This is a genomic window from Vibrio ichthyoenteri ATCC 700023 (assembly GCF_000222605.1).
Classification (GTDB): domain Bacteria; phylum Pseudomonadota; class Gammaproteobacteria; order Enterobacterales; family Vibrionaceae; genus Vibrio; species Vibrio ichthyoenteri.
This window is the reverse complement of sequence record NZ_AFWF01000011.1, coordinates 15276-34034: the sequence shown is the minus strand read 5'-3', so window position 1 is coordinate 34034 and position 18759 is coordinate 15276. Positions and strand designations below refer to the sequence as shown.

General features: G+C 45.3%; 20 protein-coding genes. 16 read left to right on the top strand and 4 right to left on the bottom strand.

What is annotated here, in order from left to right:
- The first annotated feature begins 64 nt into the window (after positions 1–64).
- Genes RH85_RS01690 through RH85_RS01680 form a run of 3 tightly spaced genes read left to right on the top strand, consistent with a single transcriptional unit; the run spans position 65 to position 4171 of the window.
- On the top strand, positions 65–1420 hold the full coding sequence (locus RH85_RS01690) for an FAD-dependent oxidoreductase (protein WP_006710451.1): 1356 nt from the start codon (positions 65–67) through the stop codon (positions 1418–1420).
- 16 nt (positions 1421–1436) lie between these two features.
- Positions 1437–3020 (top strand): BCCT family transporter, encoded by a 1584-nt coding sequence (locus RH85_RS01685; protein ID WP_006710450.1) that lies wholly within the window; start codon positions 1437–1439, stop codon positions 3018–3020.
- Between the two features lie 2 nt (positions 3021–3022).
- Entirely contained in the window at positions 3023–4171 is a 1149-nt protein-coding gene (locus RH85_RS01680; RefSeq protein WP_006710449.1) for a mandelate racemase/muconate lactonizing enzyme family protein, read from the top strand.
- 154 nt (positions 4172–4325) lie between these two features.
- Here RH85_RS01680 and RH85_RS01675 read toward each other — a convergent pair whose 3' ends face one another.
- Complete coding sequence (locus tag RH85_RS01675; RefSeq protein ID WP_006710448.1) at positions 4326–5660, bottom strand: DEAD/DEAH box helicase; 1335 nt, start codon at positions 5658–5660, stop codon at positions 4326–4328.
- Between the two features lie 323 nt (positions 5661–5983).
- Here RH85_RS01675 and RH85_RS01670 point away from each other — a divergent pair, with 323 nt between their 5' ends.
- The gene (locus tag RH85_RS01670) at positions 5984–6232 is read left to right on the top strand and encodes an Lpp/OprI family alanine-zipper lipoprotein (RefSeq protein ID WP_005595213.1); all 249 of its coding nucleotides are present in this window, start codon (positions 5984–5986) and stop codon (positions 6230–6232) included.
- A gap of 243 nt (positions 6233–6475) precedes the next feature.
- Here RH85_RS01670 and RH85_RS01665 read toward each other — a convergent pair whose 3' ends face one another.
- A complete protein-coding gene (locus RH85_RS01665) occupies positions 6476–7348 on the bottom strand; it encodes an NAD(P)-dependent oxidoreductase (protein WP_006710447.1) in 873 nt (290 codons plus the stop codon).
- A 195-nt stretch (positions 7349–7543) separates the two neighbouring features.
- Here RH85_RS01665 and RH85_RS01660 point away from each other — a divergent pair, with 195 nt between their 5' ends.
- The 4 genes from RH85_RS01660 to RH85_RS01645 all read left to right on the top strand — a co-directional run bounded on the left by RH85_RS01660 (position 7544) and on the right by RH85_RS01645 (position 11440).
- Entirely contained in the window at positions 7544–8188 is a 645-nt protein-coding gene (locus tag RH85_RS01660; protein ID WP_006710446.1) for an HAD family hydrolase, read from the top strand.
- 272 nt (positions 8189–8460) lie between these two features.
- A complete protein-coding gene (locus RH85_RS01655; protein WP_006710445.1) occupies positions 8461–9411 on the top strand; it encodes an HlyD family secretion protein in 951 nt (316 codons plus the stop codon).
- Between the two features lie 2 nt (positions 9412–9413).
- The gene (locus RH85_RS01650; protein WP_006710444.1) at positions 9414–10340 is read left to right on the top strand and encodes an ABC transporter ATP-binding protein; all 927 of its coding nucleotides are present in this window, start codon (positions 9414–9416) and stop codon (positions 10338–10340) included.
- A gap of 2 nt (positions 10341–10342) precedes the next feature.
- The gene (locus RH85_RS01645; protein ID WP_174269558.1) at positions 10343–11440 is read left to right on the top strand and encodes an ABC transporter permease; all 1098 of its coding nucleotides are present in this window, start codon (positions 10343–10345) and stop codon (positions 11438–11440) included.
- Positions 11441–11457: 17 nt separating this feature from the next.
- Here the strand turns inward: RH85_RS01645 and RH85_RS01640 are convergent, their stop codons facing one another.
- Positions 11458–12393 (bottom strand): endonuclease/exonuclease/phosphatase family protein, encoded by a 936-nt coding sequence (locus tag RH85_RS01640; RefSeq protein ID WP_039948367.1) that lies wholly within the window; start codon positions 12391–12393, stop codon positions 11458–11460.
- Positions 12394–12583: 190 nt separating this feature from the next.
- Here RH85_RS01640 and catB point away from each other — a divergent pair, with 190 nt between their 5' ends.
- The 8 genes from catB to RH85_RS23590 all read left to right on the top strand — a co-directional run bounded on the left by catB (position 12584) and on the right by RH85_RS23590 (position 17900).
- Positions 12584–13219 (top strand): type B chloramphenicol O-acetyltransferase, encoded by a 636-nt coding sequence (catB, locus tag RH85_RS01635; protein ID WP_006710441.1) that lies wholly within the window; start codon positions 12584–12586, stop codon positions 13217–13219.
- 161 nt (positions 13220–13380) lie between these two features.
- The gene (locus tag RH85_RS01630) at positions 13381–14265 is read left to right on the top strand and encodes a LysR family transcriptional regulator (RefSeq protein WP_006710440.1); all 885 of its coding nucleotides are present in this window, start codon (positions 13381–13383) and stop codon (positions 14263–14265) included.
- A gap of 268 nt (positions 14266–14533) precedes the next feature.
- Positions 14534–14722, top strand: a complete 189-nt coding sequence (locus RH85_RS01625) for a hypothetical protein (protein WP_006710439.1) — start codon at positions 14534–14536, stop codon at positions 14720–14722.
- Between the two features lie 96 nt (positions 14723–14818).
- On the top strand, positions 14819–15037 hold the full coding sequence (locus tag RH85_RS01620) for a hypothetical protein (protein ID WP_006710438.1): 219 nt from the start codon (positions 14819–14821) through the stop codon (positions 15035–15037).
- 368 nt (positions 15038–15405) lie between these two features.
- Entirely contained in the window at positions 15406–15615 is a 210-nt protein-coding gene (locus RH85_RS01615; protein WP_006710437.1) for a hypothetical protein, read from the top strand.
- A 67-nt stretch (positions 15616–15682) separates the two neighbouring features.
- Positions 15683–15901 (top strand): hypothetical protein, encoded by a 219-nt coding sequence (locus RH85_RS01610; protein ID WP_006710436.1) that lies wholly within the window; start codon positions 15683–15685, stop codon positions 15899–15901.
- A gap of 218 nt (positions 15902–16119) precedes the next feature.
- Positions 16120–17715 carry a BCCT family transporter gene (locus RH85_RS01605; RefSeq protein WP_006710435.1) on the top strand — a complete coding sequence of 532 codons (1596 nt, stop codon included), beginning with the start codon at positions 16120–16122 and terminating at the stop codon, positions 17713–17715.
- A gap of 59 nt (positions 17716–17774) precedes the next feature.
- The gene (locus RH85_RS23590) at positions 17775–17900 is read left to right on the top strand and encodes a hypothetical protein (protein WP_277422390.1); all 126 of its coding nucleotides are present in this window, start codon (positions 17775–17777) and stop codon (positions 17898–17900) included.
- 189 nt (positions 17901–18089) lie between these two features.
- Here RH85_RS23590 and RH85_RS01600 read toward each other — a convergent pair whose 3' ends face one another.
- On the bottom strand, positions 18090–18710 hold the full coding sequence (locus tag RH85_RS01600; protein ID WP_006710434.1) for a DUF6198 family protein: 621 nt from the start codon (positions 18708–18710) through the stop codon (positions 18090–18092).
- Positions 18711–18759: the final 49 nt, after the last annotated feature.

Sequence of the window (18759 nt, the reverse complement as noted above, 5' to 3'; positions counted from 1 at the left end):
CATATATTAAAAACATACAACTGATATATCAGATGAACATCAGTCATCTATTAGCGAGGCAACAATGAAATCTTGGAACATTATCCGTCGTTTTGAATCTCTACCTGATCTGCCAATCCTGGCAGAAGCTGAGGTATTGGTTATTGGTGGTGGCCCTGCAGGTGTAGCCGCAGCGGAAACTGCTGGTCGTATGGGTAAGGACACCTGGCTGATTGAGAAATATGGATTTTGCGGTGGTGCCGCTGTAGCGGGCCTATCGGGTACTATCTGCGGCATGTACATGGCAACAGAAGACGAAAATGCACAACCAGAGCAGGTTGTATACGGCTTTACTGAACGCTTTCGTCAAGAGTTAGATAAGCGCGGTGGTGTGACGCCGCCACAAATTTACGGCAAGACCTTCACCGTAACACACGATCCGTTGGTATGGCGCGAAGTCGCCGATGACCTTCTTGAGCAAGCTGGCGTAACTACGTTATTCCATACTGCGGTTACTGGCGTGATCATGGATGGTGATGCGTTCAAAGGCGTGGTGATTGAATCAAACGCTGGCCAAAGCATCATCCTAAGCAAACAAATCATCGACGCATCAGGTGATGCTGCAGTGATTGCTCGTGCAGGCATGGACTACTACTTTGGCGACAATGGTCGTATTCAAAACCCAACTATGTTCTTCCGCTATGCGGGGGTGGATATGGATAAGTACCTTGCGTACTACGGTGAAGATACTATCTGTCCGTCAAAAGTAACCGAGAACATTCTCGCGGCGAACGCAACCGGTGACTACGATCTTCCACGTCATAAGATCTGGATTTTCCCAACCACTCGTCCTAACGAGCTTATGGTGAACGCAACACGCCTAGCGGGTCAAGATGGCCGCACATTGAACGTTATCGATCCGAAAGATTTCACGGAAGCGGAAATTTTTGGCCGTCGCCAAGTTCGTGACTACGCACGATTCCTTAATAAGTATGTTCCAGGCTGCGAAGATGCTTACGTGGTGGATACCGGAGTGGAAGTGGGTATTCGTCAAACCCGCTCTATCGTTGGTGTAGAAACGCTGACTAACGAAGATGTCGTGAACTGCCGCAAACGCGAAGATGGTATTTGTCGTACTCCTTGGCCGATCGAATTGCATTCTGGTGACAAACCTAAACTGCATTGGCTACTGAACGATTACTACGACATTCCATTCCACACACTAGTCCCTGTTATTGGTGAAAACATTATCGTCGCAGGCCGCTGCCTAAGTGCAGAGCACGAAGCTCTTGCATCAGCACGCGTGACCGCACAATGCTTTGAACTTGGCCACGCAGCTGGGGTTGCCGCGGTACAAGCAATAAATACAAATACCGCTATCCGTGACCTTGATGTGTCGACTATTCGCGCCACCATGATTGAAAACGGCAGCAAATTATAATTAGCAAGGAATTGCAATGAAATTCAATAACCTAGATCACAAACTGTTCTGGCCTGCCATAAGCTTTACGTTTTTGGCACTCGGGCTCGCTGTATTCTTCCCTGAACAATCAGGCGCGGCTGCAAATGCTGGCATGAAATGGGTAACCAACGATATCGGTTGGTTTATCCAGCTTGCTGGTTTTTCATCTTTGATGTTCCTTCTTTACCTTGCATTCAGCCGTTTCGGTAACATCAAACTGGGAACTGATTCAGACACTCCTGAATTTAGCTATTCAAGCTACGCGTTTATGATTTTCTCCGCCGGTGTTGGCGCGGCGTTGATTTTCTGGGCCGTTGGCGAACCGATGTACTACATGCAAAGTCCACCGATGTTTGCAGAGCAAGGTTCTCCTGAGGCAGCACAATGGCTTATCACCTACACGTTATTCCATTGGGGACCAACGGGATGGGCTATTTTCTGTTTACCAGCAGTTCCATTTGCCTACTACTTACACAAGATGAAACGCCGTAATCTTCGTCTTAGCCAACTACTTGTTGATATTATTGGCGAAAAACACGCTAAAGGCATCGTTGGTTACATCATCGATATCGTTGCTATTTTCGGTACACTCGGTGCGTTTTCTACCTCGATGGGACTTGCTGTAGACCTAATCGGTGCGGGTATTGAAAACCTAACCGGCATTCAAAACGGCATCGAAGTGCAAGTGGGCATTATTGTTCTCTTTATCGCTTTCTATGCGCTGGTTATGTTTGCAGGAATGAAGAAAGGTGTGTCAAAACTTGCTAATGCCTGTGTGTACGCTGCGTTTGCGCTAGGTTTGATCATTTTAATCTCTGGTCCAACAGCCTTTATTTTCTCTTACTTCTTCGACAGCTTAGGCGTGATGTTTAACAACTACATCCGAATGAGCTTCTGGACCGATCCAGTACAGAAATCTGGCTTCCCACAAGCTTGGACTATGTATTACTGGGCTTGGTACTTCGCTTACCTAGTGATGATGGGTGTTTTTCTTGCTCGTATCTCTAAAGGACGTACGATCAAGCAGTTAGTCCTAACTACTATTACTTTTGGTTCTGCAGGCTGTTCATTCTTTATTGCTATTTTTGGTAGCTACTCTGTATTTAACGAAATCACTGGCGCATTACCTATTTTACAATGGATGACGGAATCCGGCGTATCAAGCGCAATTATTCAAACCATCAAGTCTTTGCCATTTGGCGGTATCATTCTGGTGACGTTCTTAGTCGTTGAGTTCTTCCTTATGTCGACAACAATGACATCAGCAGCAATGGCTGTATCAATGATGACGACTAAAGAACTTGACCATGACGCAGATCCTGATGTTTCAGTACGTATGATTTGGGCAATTGGTATCGGTGCGGTATCAATGGCAGCATTCTTCATGGGCGGAAGCATAGATACCATTAAATCAATGTGTGTGGTTGTTGGCCTACCAATGATTGTTCTTTATTTCATGCTAGTCGTGTGTTTAATGAAATGGATTCGCCGTGACCATCCTGAGCTTTTTGCACAAACGGTTGCGGCACCAGCACAAGTAAGCGATAACGCTGTAGAACTAAATAAAGTTGAGGCATAACAATGTCTATTGCAAAAATCACCTCTGTTGAATTTATTCCAGTCAATGTTGAAGCGACAAACTGGAGTGAAAATACCGTCATCGTTAAAGTGACTGATGAGAACGGTATGTACGGTATTGGCGAAGCCGATGGCTCCCCTGAAGTAATCAAAGCCTTTGCTGAATTAGAAACCGAACACAAATGGCTTAAAAATATTAAAGAAGCGGTGATTGGCCGTGAACCAATGGCATTCCGCTCTATTTGGGAAAACATGTACGACACCACTCGATGGGTGGGCATGCGTGGCCTAGGTATGTTTGTTATTTCTGGTATCGACATGGCACTGTACGATCTTGCTGGTAAACAGCTTGGCGTCCCTGCATACCAACTGATGGGTGGTAAGAATCGCGACAAGATTACCCCTTATTTCACTCTGTACCCGAGTGTTCCGGCTGACGCTTCACTTCAGCAAATCATCGATGCTTATGCATTGCTCTTTGAGAAAGCGAAATCTGTAGGCGCTAAAGCGGTAAAAGTGTGCATCATGCCAAGCTGCCCAGCAACTGATAGAGAAATCGTATGGTATCTTCGCGAACTGCGTAACATCCTTGGGTATGATATCGACATGATGATGGATTGTTTATACCGTTGGCACGATTGGCAAGCTGCACGTTGGACATTTGAACAATTGAAAGATATCGACCTTTATTTTGTCGAAGCAGCACTTCAACATGATGATCTAATTGGTCATAAAAAGCTCGCAGCGTGCCTATCGACACGTTTATGTGGTGCTGAAATGTCGACGACTCGCTTTGAAGCACAAGAATGGTTAAACACGACTGGTATTTCAGTGGTTCAATCTGATTACAATCGCTGCGGCGGTCTAACTGAACTGTTACGTATCGAAGAGCTATGTGAATACCACAATGCGATTCTAATGCCACACAACTGGAAAACCGGTATTACCTCTGCAGCAGCGCGCCACTTTGGCGCAGCTATGAAAACAGATCACTACATTGAGTATCTGCATCAGGAATTCTGGCAAGGTGAACTGACTCAAAATCTAACCCTAAATGAGCCGCCAATCATCGACGGTATGATTGCCGTAAGCGACGCTCCGGGTTTAGGTATTGAACTAAACATGGATTACCTGAACAAAATCATCCAATAATTTCAAACTCGTTTGGAAACAAAAATAAGTTATAAGTCAAAGGCACCTTCGGGTGCCTTTTTATTTAAATCAACAATCTCGCAAAGCCAGTTCCATAGTAAGCATACAAAAAAGGCCACCCTGAGGTGACCTTCGATAATTAACGCTAGAGTGTTTACTCGTCGTCCACTTTTGGTGCGACTTTCTTCTTAGGAATGAATACTGTGTCACCCACTGCCACGTGTTGGTAGAAGCTCTTATCGCGCTTAACTGGCTTCTTCGCCACTTTCTTCGCTTGAGAGTTACCTTTATTGCGGTAATCCTTCTTGCCTTTTTCTACGGCAGGCTTAGGTGGTTTAATCCCTTTGAACTTACCTTTCAAACCTTCAAAAGTCGAGAAAGCAAGATCTTGATGCAGATACGCTTCAACACGCTTAAAGCTGTCCCAGTCTTTTGGGCCAACCAATGATATTGCATCACCTTTATTACCAGCACGGCCGGTACGGCCAACACGGTGTACATATTCTTCAGTATGCTTTGGCATATCAAAGTTAACAACGTGGGTTACGTTAGCGATGTCCAGACCACGAGACGCGATATCGGTCGTCACAAGGATCTTAAATACCGCACGCTCAAACTGGCTCATAATGGTGTTACGTTGAGTCTGAGTCAGACCGCCGCTTAGTGCCACCGCTTTCAGTTTTTGCTCGTTCAACTTAATCGTTAGACGTTCAGTATCAGCACGTGTTGCAGTGAAGATGATCAGCTGGCGATAGTTCGCTTCTTCCAACACGCGATCTAAAATCGCTTCTTTGTGGTCAAGGTGATCACAAAGGTAGAATTTTTGCGTGATATCTTGGTGTTCTTGGTTCGAGACACCAATCGCAATGCGTTTTGGCGAGTCTTGCATCTCTGCCGCAATCTCATTCATCTCTGCGTGATCAAGCGTTGCAGAGAACATCAACGTTTGACGACGACGGTGTTTTGCCGCTTTGTGAATGCGACGCAACTCAGGCGCAAAACCAAGATCAAGCATACGGTCTGCTTCATCCAAGATCAGCGTTTCTAGGCCATCAAGGAAAAGCGATTTGTGCTCAAGGTGATCCGCTAAACGTCCTGGCGTTGCCACAATGAATTTCGGGTAACGACGCAGTGCTTTTTGTTGGTCGTTAAAGTTTTCACCACCCACAACCAATGTCGCATCGTAGCTCAAGCCACCCAGCATAGAGCGTAATTCGCCATATACTTGTTTAGCCAATTCACGAGTTGGTGCCAAAATCAAACCACGAGGATCTTTTGCTGAGAAAGCTTTGCTCTTTAGGGATTTATGCAACATTGGCAGCACAAACGCTAAGGTCTTACCCGAACCTGTTTTTGATGACGCCAACAAATCTTTACCCGCGATCGCAACAGGGATCGCTTGTTTTTGAATGTCGGTCGGCTTCTTAAAGGCATAATGGTTCAAGGTCTTTAATAAGCGATTATCTAAGCCTAAATCTTTAAACTGCAAAGTCTTCTCCAGGGCAGGTGTTATTTGGCAAACGAGCTTGTGTTGCCATCAATCAAAAATTAACACGTAATGATACATCGAAGCTGACAATAGGGATAGAGATCACAGAAAATATTCATACATTACAAGTGGCAATTTTTTAGACAGCAACAGCAAAGCTTAGCTCGAAATTTAGCCAAACGAACTAAATTACTCTAAATTCTTGGATTATTTTGACTTTTCCCTAGTGTGTAAACTATATAAATCAGGCTACACTTAGGTGGTTGCTATACAACACAAGGTATAGCGCATCAATGATACTAACAAATGCAAGGAGTTCATCCATGAACAAAATGATTATCGCAGCTGCGGCATCTTCAGTTCTTCTACTAGCTGGCTGTGCATCAGGTCCAGATGAAGCAACAACTGCAAAACTTGACGAACTAAGCAACCAAGTTAGTCAACTAAGCCAAGACGTAAATGCACTTGCTGGTGGCGTTCAAGCTTCTGGCGATGCAGCAATGGCAGCTCAAGAAGAAGCAGCTCGCGCTAACGAACGTATTGACAACATCGCTCAGTCTTACACTAAGTAATTCTCGCGTGTTTGATACTATGAATTAACTCTTTGCGAGTTTAAATCATGGTTGAATTTAATCCGATACCAGTTCGCTGGTATCGGATTTTTTTATGCCTGTTGTTTATTATCGAGCATGTTTAGGATTTCAACCTGAATGACCAAAAGCATAGCGATAAAAAAACCGCTCAGTTGCCTAAGCGGTTATCGTGAGGTTTTACGATTCCCTAATGAAGCGATTTCAATGAGGAAATAACCGATGCTATTTTTCCAATGCTTTGATCAAAACAGAGGTATCCATTCGGCCTAAACCTTGCTCTTGCAACTCTGCATAGCGCTGATCAACTTGCTGAGTCAACGGCAGTTCTAGACCAACACGCTGAGCTTCTTCAAGGCAAAAACCTAGATCTTTACGCATCCAGTCGATAGCAAAGCCAAAATCAAACTTATCTTGCGCCATGGTTGTCGCGCGATTTTCCATCTGCCAAGAACCTGCAGCGCCGTGCTTGAGGGTATTCACCACTTGCTCGATATCCAAGCCTGACTTTTGTGCCAGCTGAATCGCTTCACTCAAGCCTTGCAGCACGCCTGCAATACAAATTTGGTTGACCATCTTGCAACGTTGGCCTTGCCCATGCTCGCCTAACAACGTCGCTTGCTTAGCGTACACATCCATCACTGGTGCAACTTGTTCAAAAATCGCCGCTTCACCACCACACATGATGGTTAGCACACCATTTTCAGCGCCGGCTTGACCACCAGAAACAGGAGCGTCTATGAACGCATTACCAGCTTGTTGAGCGGCTTCAGCCAGTTCAATCGCAAGGTTTGCAGACGTTGTCGTATGGTCGACTAACACAGCACCCGGTTTCATGCCCGCTAAAATACCGTCTTCACCATAAACCACGCTGCGTACGTCGTTATCATTACCAACACAAACAAAGACAATGTCACTACCTTCTGCTGCTTGTTTTGGCGTTTCACAAGCAACACCTTGGTATTCATCTTGCCATTTTTCAGCTTTAGCAAAAGTACGGTTGTACACCTTGGTGCTATAACCCGCTTTACTCAAATAACCAGCCATTGGGTAGCCCATTACGCCTAAACCAATAAAGGCCACTGTTTTCCTTTCCATAATCACTCCGATAATAAGGCCAGTTAAACCTTGAATATTCTATGGTTTAAACTCTGACATTGGATAATTTTAATTGCTTTAGTGTACCTAATTTCAAACCTCTTAATGAACCGTTTTTACAATATTTCATTAAGTTGCTCAGCGCTTTTATGTCACAATGAAGACCCCTGCATCTTATTTAGCTCTACTAAACAAATGAATTATAAAGCTGCAATCTTTGATATGGATGGCCTTCTCCTCGACACTGAACGTGTCTGTATGCGCGTGTTTAAACAAGCATGTCAAACCGTTAATCTGCCATTTTATCAAGATGTTTACTTATCCATCATTGGTCGCAATGCGGCTGGCATTGAAAAGATTTTCCGTGATGCATACGGGGATGACTTACCTAAGTTACACGCTGAATGGCGCAAAAATTACGATGCCATTGTTCGTCATCAAGCTATCCCAGTTAAAGAAGGCGTGGTTGAGCTATTGGAATGGTTAAAAGCCAATAACGTTCCTACCGCCGTTGCCACTTCAACACATAAGGAGCTCGCCTCGATTAAGTTAAAACTGGCGGGAATTGATCATTACTTCGGCAACTTAACCTGTGGTTGCGAGGTTTCTAACGGCAAACCTGACCCAGAAATCTATCTACTTGCAGCCAGTCGCTTAAACGTCGAACCTCAACAATGTATTGCTTTTGAGGACTCAAATAATGGTGTGTTATCTGCCGTTTCTGCCAAGATGCATACATTCCAGATTCCAGATCTGGTTGAGCCAAGTGAAGAAATCAAAGCTCTTGGCCATGATATTGAACCATCGATGATGGCCGTTCTAGCAAAGTTAAACGGGTAATCTGCGCCCTAAGACGCAATATCATCCGCCCATACTCAGGTCAAAATGACGCAAGGCTTAACATCATGTTAAGCCTTTTCTGATCAAAATGGTCCAGACGATTAAATTCATCAATTGATGAATTTGGTGGAATTATCTTTCTTTTCTTCTGCTTAACAAAAGCACTACTCTATAACTCATTCACTAGGGCCTAACTTATGTAATGGATCACACCCTAGAATAGCCAAACTCGCTAATCTAAGGTGAGTTATACCCATACTGAGGAATCGAGCATGCACAAACTATTTACGAGCGTACTGTTTATCTCACTCTTATCAGCTTGCTCTCCCAGTGATAAAGACAAAGCATTAGGCACGTTAGAGAGGGATCGCGTCACACTCACCGCGACGGCCAATGAGATCATCCGAGAACTCCCCATTCGCGAAGGTACGCCAGTCATCGCAGGTGACGTACTGGTTCAACTCGATACTAAAAGCCAACAGGCCGTGTTGGCACACGCCATCGCAGAACAAGCCAAAGCGGCAGCCTACCTACTTAAATTGACCAACGGGGAACGCCCTGAAGATATCGCGTCTGCCCAAGCCCGTGTTGTAAGAGCACAAGCACAGCTCACCGAAGCGCAAAAAAACTATCAACGTAAAGCCGAACTCGTCAATAAAAAGCTGATTAGCCAATCAGAAAAGGACACAGCTCTCGCAGGACGCGATTCGGCACGCGCTGAATTAGATTCCGCCAATGAAGAATTCAGCAAGCTAACGGCGGGTTCTCGACCAGAAGATATTGAACAAGCGCGAGCGGCCTTAACCGCCACCCAAGCTGATGTCGCATTAGAGCAACAAAGGCTCGATGAACTGACCATTGTCGCCACTCGCGATGGTGTACTCGATAATTTGCCTTACAACTTAGGCGAGCGTGTACCAGTCAATGCGATTGTGGCTGTCATTCAAGCCAACCAAGTCCCTTATGCTCGCGTATACGTGCCTTCGAACTATCGGGTCAATTTTGTTCCTGGCAAACAAGTTTCTGTGTTTGTCGATGGAGTTGAGCAACCCTACCAGGGAACGGTTCGCTGGGTCGCGACCGAACCTTCCTTCACTCCTTATTATGCGCTAACCGAAGAAGAGCGCTCTCGTTTGATGTATTTAGCCGAAGTCGATTTAGATCAAAGTGCGCTCACCCTACCTGCGGGGCTTGCCGCTCAAGTCGCTTTAGTTAAGGAGTAAGCATGACGGAATTTGCCATCCAAGCCAAAAACGTGGTGAAAAAATTTGCTGATTTTACGGCAATAGAAGGGATCAATCTCAACGTACCTCGTGGCAGCATTTATGGTTTTCTCGGCCCTAATGGTTGTGGTAAGTCAACCACGATTCGTGTTCTCACTGGCCTATTGAGCCCCACGGCAGGCACTGTAGATGTTCTTGGCTTGGAAATTCCACGTCAATCGGAGTTGCTGCGCTTAAAAATTGGCTATATGACACAAAAGTTTTCCCTTTATGATGACCTAACCGTTAAGGAAAACTTGCAGTTTATTGGCCAAATCTTTGGAATGTCCACACGCGAGCTAAACCAACGAATTGATCATCAACTTGATGTTTACGGCTTAGATCAACGACGTAATCAGCGAGTAAGTGGCATGAGTGGTGGGCAAAAGCAGCGGCTTTCTCTCGCGGCTGCGACCATGCATAGCCCTGAATTGTTGTTTCTTGATGAACCGACGTCCGCCGTTGACCCTGAAAACCGTCGCGAATTTTGGGAGCAGCTATTTGATCTTAGCGATCAAGGCACCACCATTTTGATTACGACTCACTATATGGACGAGGCGGAGCGCTGTCATCGCCTTGCTATCATGGAATCAGGTCTTATCCGTGCAGATGGTGAACCTGAACATCTCATGGCAGAAATGGGGGTCAATATTGTCGAGGTGAAAGCACCTAATTTACGCCAACTAAAAGCAAAATTACTGACGAAGGCGGAAGTACGCACAGCTGCGCAAATTGGTATTCGACTGCGAGTACTGATTCGCAATCAAGTAACCGAACCGATGCAATGGCTCATCGCCCACTTTCCTGAGTTACAAGGCTGCGAGATGAACATCGCCCGACCAAGTCTAGAGGATGTATTTGTCACCGTAACTGGGGAGGGACGACAATAATGATGCAGTCCATTGCTCGCATGAAAGCCATCATGACCAAAGAGATACGACAGCTGTCTCGTGATCGTATCACCTTTGGCATGGTTGTGATGATCCCACTAATCCAACTCTTGCTGTTCGGCTTCGCTATCAATACCGATGTGCGTAATATCCCAATCGCGGTGGTGGATCAAAGCCAAAGCGCCGCTGGACGAGTGATCACAGAATCCGTGCGGGTTTCACAAGTAGTAACCATCGCTTCACGTCTTGCTACTCCGCAAGAAGCCGAGCAAGCCATCCAAGATGGCAAAGTCAGAGCGGCTCTAATTTTGCCGCCTGATTTAACACAACGAATGATGCAAGGACGAGAGCTTGGCCAATGGATCGTTGACGGTTCTGATACCATGATCAGTCACGCCATTATGTCGCTACAAAGCATGCCTTTAACTGATTTCGACTTTGAGATCCGGCCACCAGCGCAAAAAACATTCGAAGTAGCGCTGTTCTACAACCCAACTCAGCGTTCCGCCGTTAACATTGTCCCTGGTCTACTCGGCGTCATCTTGACCATGACGATGATTCTATTCACGAGCGCGGCGATTGTGCGTGAACGTGAACGCGGCAATTTAGAGCTGCTCATCACCACACCGATTCACTCTATGGAATTGATGGTAGCCAAGATCGTGCCGTATATCTTCGTCGGTCTGATTCAAGTCGCAATCATACTTGGACTGGGGCACTTTATCTTCGGAGTGCCGATTAATGGCGCATTAAGCCAAATTCTATTGGGTACACTGTTGTTTATCTCGGCCAGCCTTACTTTGGGCTTAGTGATTTCCACTATTGCCACTACGCAGCTACAAGCGATGCAGATGACCGTATTTATCTTACTCCCGTCGATTCTACTTTCCGGTTTTATGTTTCCCTATGAAGGAATGCCGGTTGCTGCGCAATGGATTTCAGAGGTCCTCCCTGCGACGCATTTTATGCGCCTGATCCGCGGTATTGTGTTACGTGGTGCTGATCTCGCTGATTTATGGCGTGATAGTTTATGGTTGGCGGGCTTTACTGTACTTGGCTTGATTGTCGCCTCTAAGCGATTTAAAAAATCACTTGATTAGGTCTAGCGCTATATACCTTAAAATCCGATCGTGGTTAGGATCATGCTGTGGTCCGAACCTTGCGGCATCGAGAGGCGCTCGCGCTGGCAAATTCTACGTAAGCCATTGGCAGATTTAAGCCACAAGTGGTCAATCCCGATCATGGAAGAGGATGGCGTCGGAATAAGTTGTGTCCAATTAGGCCAACTGGCCACCGGTTCCGTTTGAAAACCGAGAAATAACTGAGTAAAGCGTATGCTTCTAGATGACAAATTAAAATCACCAATAACCAGCACTTCATCTCTAGGATACTGACGATTCAGCGACTCTATGGTTTTTATGAGTGCGTTGCGTCGATACCAGAGCGGCTTCGAACGTGGTGAAGGTGGATGGGCTGCGAATATCGTGATTGCTTGTTGCTGCCCGGCTTGCCAAGTAGTGCGGATAATACTTTGCTGGTCAGGTGTCATAAACACCGAACTATCACTGAGCAGGTATCGGCTTAAGATCATTTGTCCAGAGGGGTAACCAACCCCCTCTTGCCCACCATAAATATAAGGATAGATGTCACTTAAGCTCTGTAACTTCTCGCCAATTTGGGGAGAGACTTCTTGCAAAACCACTAGATCAGCTGGATGATTGATTAGATAGTTCACCAGTTGATTAACATCTGGATTTTGATAAAACACATTGTATTGAAGAATCGAAACACTATTTTGGCATTGGGATAGAACCGTTCGCTCCGTGACTGGTGTAAGCATAAAAAACGCCAGCGACAACAAAATGCTGATCAAACATTTAGACCACCGTCTGAATGCAAAAGAGATAAGCGCGATCAGGCTATATAGAAGCGCAAGCAGTGCTGGATAGCCTGTTATGTTCTCCAACCACCAAATGTCATCATTGAGAAAGAACGCCAACCATAGCCCTGCTGGTAGCACTATTCCAATCCAACTCACGGTTTTAATAAGCAAAACACTCTCCACTACTACCGACGTTATTGGCTAAGTATGGAAGAGTTCATCCGGAAATGTGCACTTAACCACACGTATTGAACATCCAAGCTAAACTAGTCGCCCTTTTCTCGCGCAGGATTATAATTGCACCGAGTAAGAAAATTTCACATCTATCACCCATTTCAGTTTTCACTATTAAAAGAATCAAATGAAAAACTATTTCACCAGCCCTTTTGTTGGCAAGTCTCTACAAGAACAAGTGACTAACCCAAATATTATCGTTGGCAACCACAGTTATTATTCCGGCTATTATCATCAACACAGTTTTGATGACTGTGCGCGCTACCTAATGCCAGATCGTGATGATGTGGATAAGCTGATCATTGGCAGCTACTGTTCAATCGGTTCAGGAGCCGTGTTTATGATGGCAGGAAATCAAGGACATCGACACGATTGGGCCGCAACGTTTCCATTCTATTATCAAGACCATCCCGCTTTTAGCGGAGCCAACGATGCTTTCCAGCGCGCTGGAGACACCGTTCTGGGCAATGATGTTTGGGTGGGTTCAGAAGCGATGATAATGTCAGGAGTTCAAATCGGCGATGGCGCCATCATCGCCAGCCGTGCGGTGGTGACCAAAAATGTTGCTCCTTATTCGATTGTGGGTGGGAACCCGGCGAAAGTCATCCGTCAGCGTTTTTCACCTCAACAAATTGAACAGCTGTTAGAGATGCAGTGGTGGAATTGGCCAGAGGAACAAATAGCCCAAGCAATGCCATTGCTATGCAGTGAAGAAATCGACCAACTCTATGTGCAATGGCAGCAAGCTGAGTCAACAAAGTAGATCTTTACGTCTAAATGGGCCTGACACATCATGTGTCAGTGACCTGATCGCTTACTCGCTGACTTATGCGGCGCACTTCACATCAACTTACTGATTTATCATTGAGTTGATGGCCTTTAATTCTCTATATTTCTATAAGGCATAACAATGGTGAGCGATTTATGGGACACAACCTCGACATTCAAAGTATTTATGTTTTGGTCAAAATGTATGAACTGCGCAACGTCAAGCTGGTCGCGGATGCGCTGGGTAAAACATCCAGTGCAATCAGTAAAATCTTATCCAAACTTAAGCTGCATTTTGAAGATCCGTTATTTATTCAAGGGCGGAATGGCTTTGAGCCTACCACCTTCATGGACACCAATCTTGCTCATCTTGAACATATCTTGGCGACTTTTGATTCCATCCAACATTCAGAGTTTTCACCACAGACATTAAAGCAAGAGATCATTCTTTATGGTCACGCGTTGTTTTGGGATAACTTTGGTGACAAGCTTTACCTTGCCTTACGTAAAGACGCTCCTTTAGCAAAGGTTTCGATGAGGCAATGGAGTTTAGAAGCACGCTCACGCTTGGTCGAAGGTGAGAACTCTGTATTGTTCAACACTTATGATGAAACTCTACCGCAAGTCATATTACAAAAATCGATTTGTGAAGTGTCGCCGACATTCTATGTTCGACAGGATCATCCAGCTAAAAATCTTGAAGAGTTGGCCAACTACCCGTTTGTGATTACCCGCAACCCTGGTTGGAATGACGTGCGTTATCCTTTGCTGGAAAGACTTGCCGCCGTGGGTTACCAAGTAACACCAACTGTGGAAATTGAAAATACCTTAGCGATTGAAAACATCGTCCGTAATTCCGATCACTACTCTTTTACCATGTCACGCCTACTTCCTGATAACTGCCGAGGTATTGCCCTACCAACGTTGTCTGATATTCGTATCAATTGTGTCATGAGTTATCACCGTGCTAAACAAAATGACCCTCAGAAAGAATGGCTATATAACACCTGCCACCGCGTTCTCAACCAACTAGCAGAATAAGTCAACTCCGATTTCCGCCCTTCTCTTGTTATTTTAATTAATCCAATAGGCCCTGTACGTTCAGGGCCTATTGCTTACTATCCCTTTTCGTCACAAGGCTTCGACGCCAACATAATCATTCACCCAGCATATCAATGAGACGTTAATCACATAAATTTCCAAAATGGAAATTCCGCCTTTCCTCTACATGTGATGCATATCCCAGTAATCTTATTCCTGTCGAGAGGGGAAACCCGCTAAAACAAATAAACAACAAGGTAAACACATTATGAAAAACGCATTCATCATCGCTCTATCAGTTTTCTCTGTTTCTGCATTTGCCGCTGGCGGCGCTGCTTCTAACAACGGCTTAAATGGCGATTTGATTCAACAAGCGACTAACGCTGGTCTTTCTATCGAGCAAGCAACGCAAGGTGTGGCAACTGGCCATATCACCACGGGCACAACCGCTGAGTAAATGGGTAACACGCTTCGTTAATAAAGCGCCCACGCAGCAATTAAACCTAACAACCAAATAATTAGTAAAAATATCACGACTAAAAAGGTACACATTATGAAAAACGCACTCATCATCGCTCTATCAGTTTTCTCTGTTTCTGCATTCGCCGCTGGCGGCGCTGCCTCTAACAACGGCTTAAATGGCGATTTGATTCAACAAGCCACTAACGCTGGTCTTTCTATCGAGCAAGCAACGCAAGGTGTTGCAACCGGTCATATCGGTGCAGGCATGAGCGCTGAGCAAATGCTTGAAGCGGCGCAAAACGTTAAGTAATTCGCAGCGCTCATGGATGAGCTCGCTTTTCCTTTAGACCCTCCTTACGTTACAGCACTTCTCTCTTCGTTCGTTTTACTACTTACGATCTATTTCACTCAAACTATCCGCACTCAAAGCACTAAAACTTCCAACATGTATATTTACGCAGCAACATAAAACACCCTGCATCTCCTGTTGAGCGCTCTATTTACGCGCCTAGTTCCATGTATTGCCTTGCATTCACCATTAAACATAGCGATCTAGATCACGTTAATTTCCAGAATGGAAATCTTAGCTTTCCTGTTAACGTGAGCAATATCTCATTAGTATTAATTTCATACTCGGTATCAGCCACAAACGACGGTTCAAGAATAAGGCCATACATTATGAAAAAAGTAATCATCATCGCTCTATCCGTGTTCTCTGTTTCTGCTTTCGCCGCTGGCGGCGCGGCGTCCAACAACGGCTTAAACGGCGACTTAATTCAACAAGCGACAGCTGCTGGCCTATCTACCCAGCAAGCAACTCAAGGTGTTGCTACAGGTCATATCACCGAAGGGATGAGCGCAGAACAAATGATTAACGCCGTTGGTTAATTCATTTCAGGCCAAAAGAAAGTAATAGACCAATACAAACAAGAATAAACAGCCAAAGGCAAACATTATGAAAAACGTACTTATTATCGCACTATCAGTGTTCTCTGTTTCTGCATTCGCCGCTGGTGGCGCTGCGTCTAACAACGGCTTAAATGGTGATTTGATTCAGCAAGCGACTGTGGCTGGTCTTTCAACTGAACAAGCAACGCAAGGTGTCGCTACAGGCCATATCACCACGGGTATGGGTGCAGATCAAATGCTTGAAATTACGTCAAAAATGAAATAATTCGCTATGCTCATGGATGAGCAACGTTTTTCCTATCGTTTTACTCAGTTTTCCTCCTACCTTCAAATGTGCTAATATATCGCCCCTTTCACAGCCTCAACCTTTGTTAGGTCACAAACTGGCCTGCAATAGACGAGGAAAATTCACCGCTCAGCTCAAAAATATGTCGCACTACACAGACTGATTAAACGGCTGACGACGACAAAAGCGAACACTCAATGTCGAATTTGACACAATCTGTTGATCGTAAATCAGCTGATGAAAATTACCTTGCTGCTCATCCTCCCGAACAAAGTGATGCATCAAATACGGTAAACGCCTTCTCCAGTCCAGTACTCTGGTTAAGTGGCGGATTTTTGGTTCTCTTCGTACTGCTTGCTGTTTTCGATACCCCCACTCTATCCAGCGTTATTCAAGTTGGATTCTCTAAAGTGACTCTATGGTTTGGCCCATTCTGGCAAGTGCTCTTGCTGGCTAACTTTATTATTGGTCTCTATCTCGCTTTCACTCGCACCGGTGATGTGAAGCTCGGCAATCTACAAGCCCCTGAAATCGACACCTTTAAATGGTTAGCGATTGTTCTTTGCACCCTACTCGCCGGCGGTGGTGTATTTTGGGCAGCCGCAGAGCCGATCGCTCATTTCGTTTCCTCTCCGCCCTACTATGGCGAAGCAGAAGGCCGCGCACTGGCTCTGAATGCCTTGTCGCAATCTTTCCTTCACTGGGGCTTTCTTGCATGGGCGATATTGGGCAGTCTAGCGGCAATTGTGTTAATGCATCTGCACTATGACAAAGGCTTACCATTACAGCCTCGTACCTTGCTGTACCCTATTTTTGGTGACAAAGCACTCAACGGTTGGATCGGAACGTTAACCGATACCTTCTGTATTATTGCCGTCGCCGCTGGCACCATTGGCCCAATAGGCTTTCTAGGGCTACAAATTAGCTACGCACTCAATTCGTTGTTTGGAGTGCAAGACACTCTATTTACGCAAAGCTTAGTGGTGCTCTTTGCCATCGCTATGTATACCCTCTCAGCTCTCAGCGGGCTCAGCAGAGGTATTCAGTTGATTAGCCGCTACAATATTATCCTGTCGGCAGCCCTGATCATTTTCATTCTATTGTTTGGACCAACGAGTTTCATTGTTGACGGCTATATGCAGGGCGTTGCGAAAATGGTTAATAATTTCGTCCCTATGGCTCTCTACCGAGGCGATACTGATTGGCTAAGTTGGTGGACCGTATTCTTCTGGGGCTGGTTTATTGGCTACGGCCCGATGATGGCCATCTTCATCGCTCGTATTTCTCGCGGCCGCACAATCCGCCAATTGATTTTATCAATCTCGATTATCGCGCCATTAATTACTTGCTTCTGGTTCAGTATTGTCGGAGGTTCAGGGCTTGCCTATGAACTGGCCGAGCCGGGGATCATCTCTACGGCATTTGAAGGGTTTAATTTACCCGGTGTATTGTTGGCGATTACTGCCCAGTTACCGATGCCATCGGTTATTGCTGTGCTGTTTCTCATCCTAACCACCACTTTCATTGTCACCACTGGTGATTCAATGACCTATACCATCAGTGTGGTAGTGACAGGCTCAACTCAGCCAAGTGGCGCAATGCGTGCATTTTGGGGCGTGTTGATGGGATTGGTTGCCATCGCTCTGATTTCAATGGGTTCAGGCGGGATTTCAGCCTTACAATCGTTTATTGTTATTACCGCGGTTCCGGTGTCATTTGTATTGCTACCTTCATTGTGGCAAGCGCCGAAAATCGCCAAAGCGATGGCGCAAAAGCAATTCGGTGGGGCATAACCAATCGGTGCATAATTCAACGCACTGAATATAGCAGTGATACACAACCGTGCCCAAGGATGGGCTCGGTCATTCTACTCTCTCTACTCTCTCTACTCTCTCTACTCTCTCTACTCTCTCTACTCTCTCTACTCTCTCTACTCTCTCTACTCTCTAACGAGCTTGTAACACGTCATTTCCAATAATGAAATTTATCTTTGTGATTTTAAGAATTAATAAATCGTAACAATAATGTTAAGTTACGCATCGTTGGTTACGCTGCTACAAAGTCATTCTAAAGATCGCGGATACTTTATAACAGTTTGAATAAGGATGTTGCCAACATCTCCAATTAACAATGTCAAATTGTTGCCCTTTTTCGCCCATATGATGGCTTATCGTATGGGCGCTTTTTTATCTGATTGCGGCTGATAGCGACCCGGCTTATGGTTCATCGCAATAATGATGTTGGTCGACATCGCACCTAATATTGAGAGCCCAATCAACCACCAGTCGACAATAAAAAGTGACATCACCACAATCGCACAATCCAATGCCATCTGAACTTTACCGGCTCGCAGACCAAAGCGCTCCTGAAGATACAGAGCAAGGATGTTAAAGCCACCAAGACTCATCTTGTGACGAAAAATGACCAACATGCCGGTGCCAATTAAGCCACCACCAATCAAAGCCGCGTAGAGTGCATTAATTGATTTTAATTCAATGACATAATAGAGATAGTCTACGAGCACTGATACCAGCGTAACGGCAATAAACGTATTGCAGGTAAAACGCCACCCCATACGGGTAACAGAAAGTAGGTAGAAAGGAAGATTAACGATAAAGAAAATTTGGCCAAAGCTAAAATCACTCACCTTGGTGATAAAGATGGCCAACCCTGCTGTACCGCCTGTGAGCAGGCCAACATGATTGAAGAAAATTACCCCCAAAGAAACCAAAGCACTGCCAAGTAGCAGTGCTAAGATATTTTCACGCAAGGTATGCTCACTGTCCATCATTTGTCCCCTATCCCATCACTCAATATCAGTGCTTAAGATGGCGACT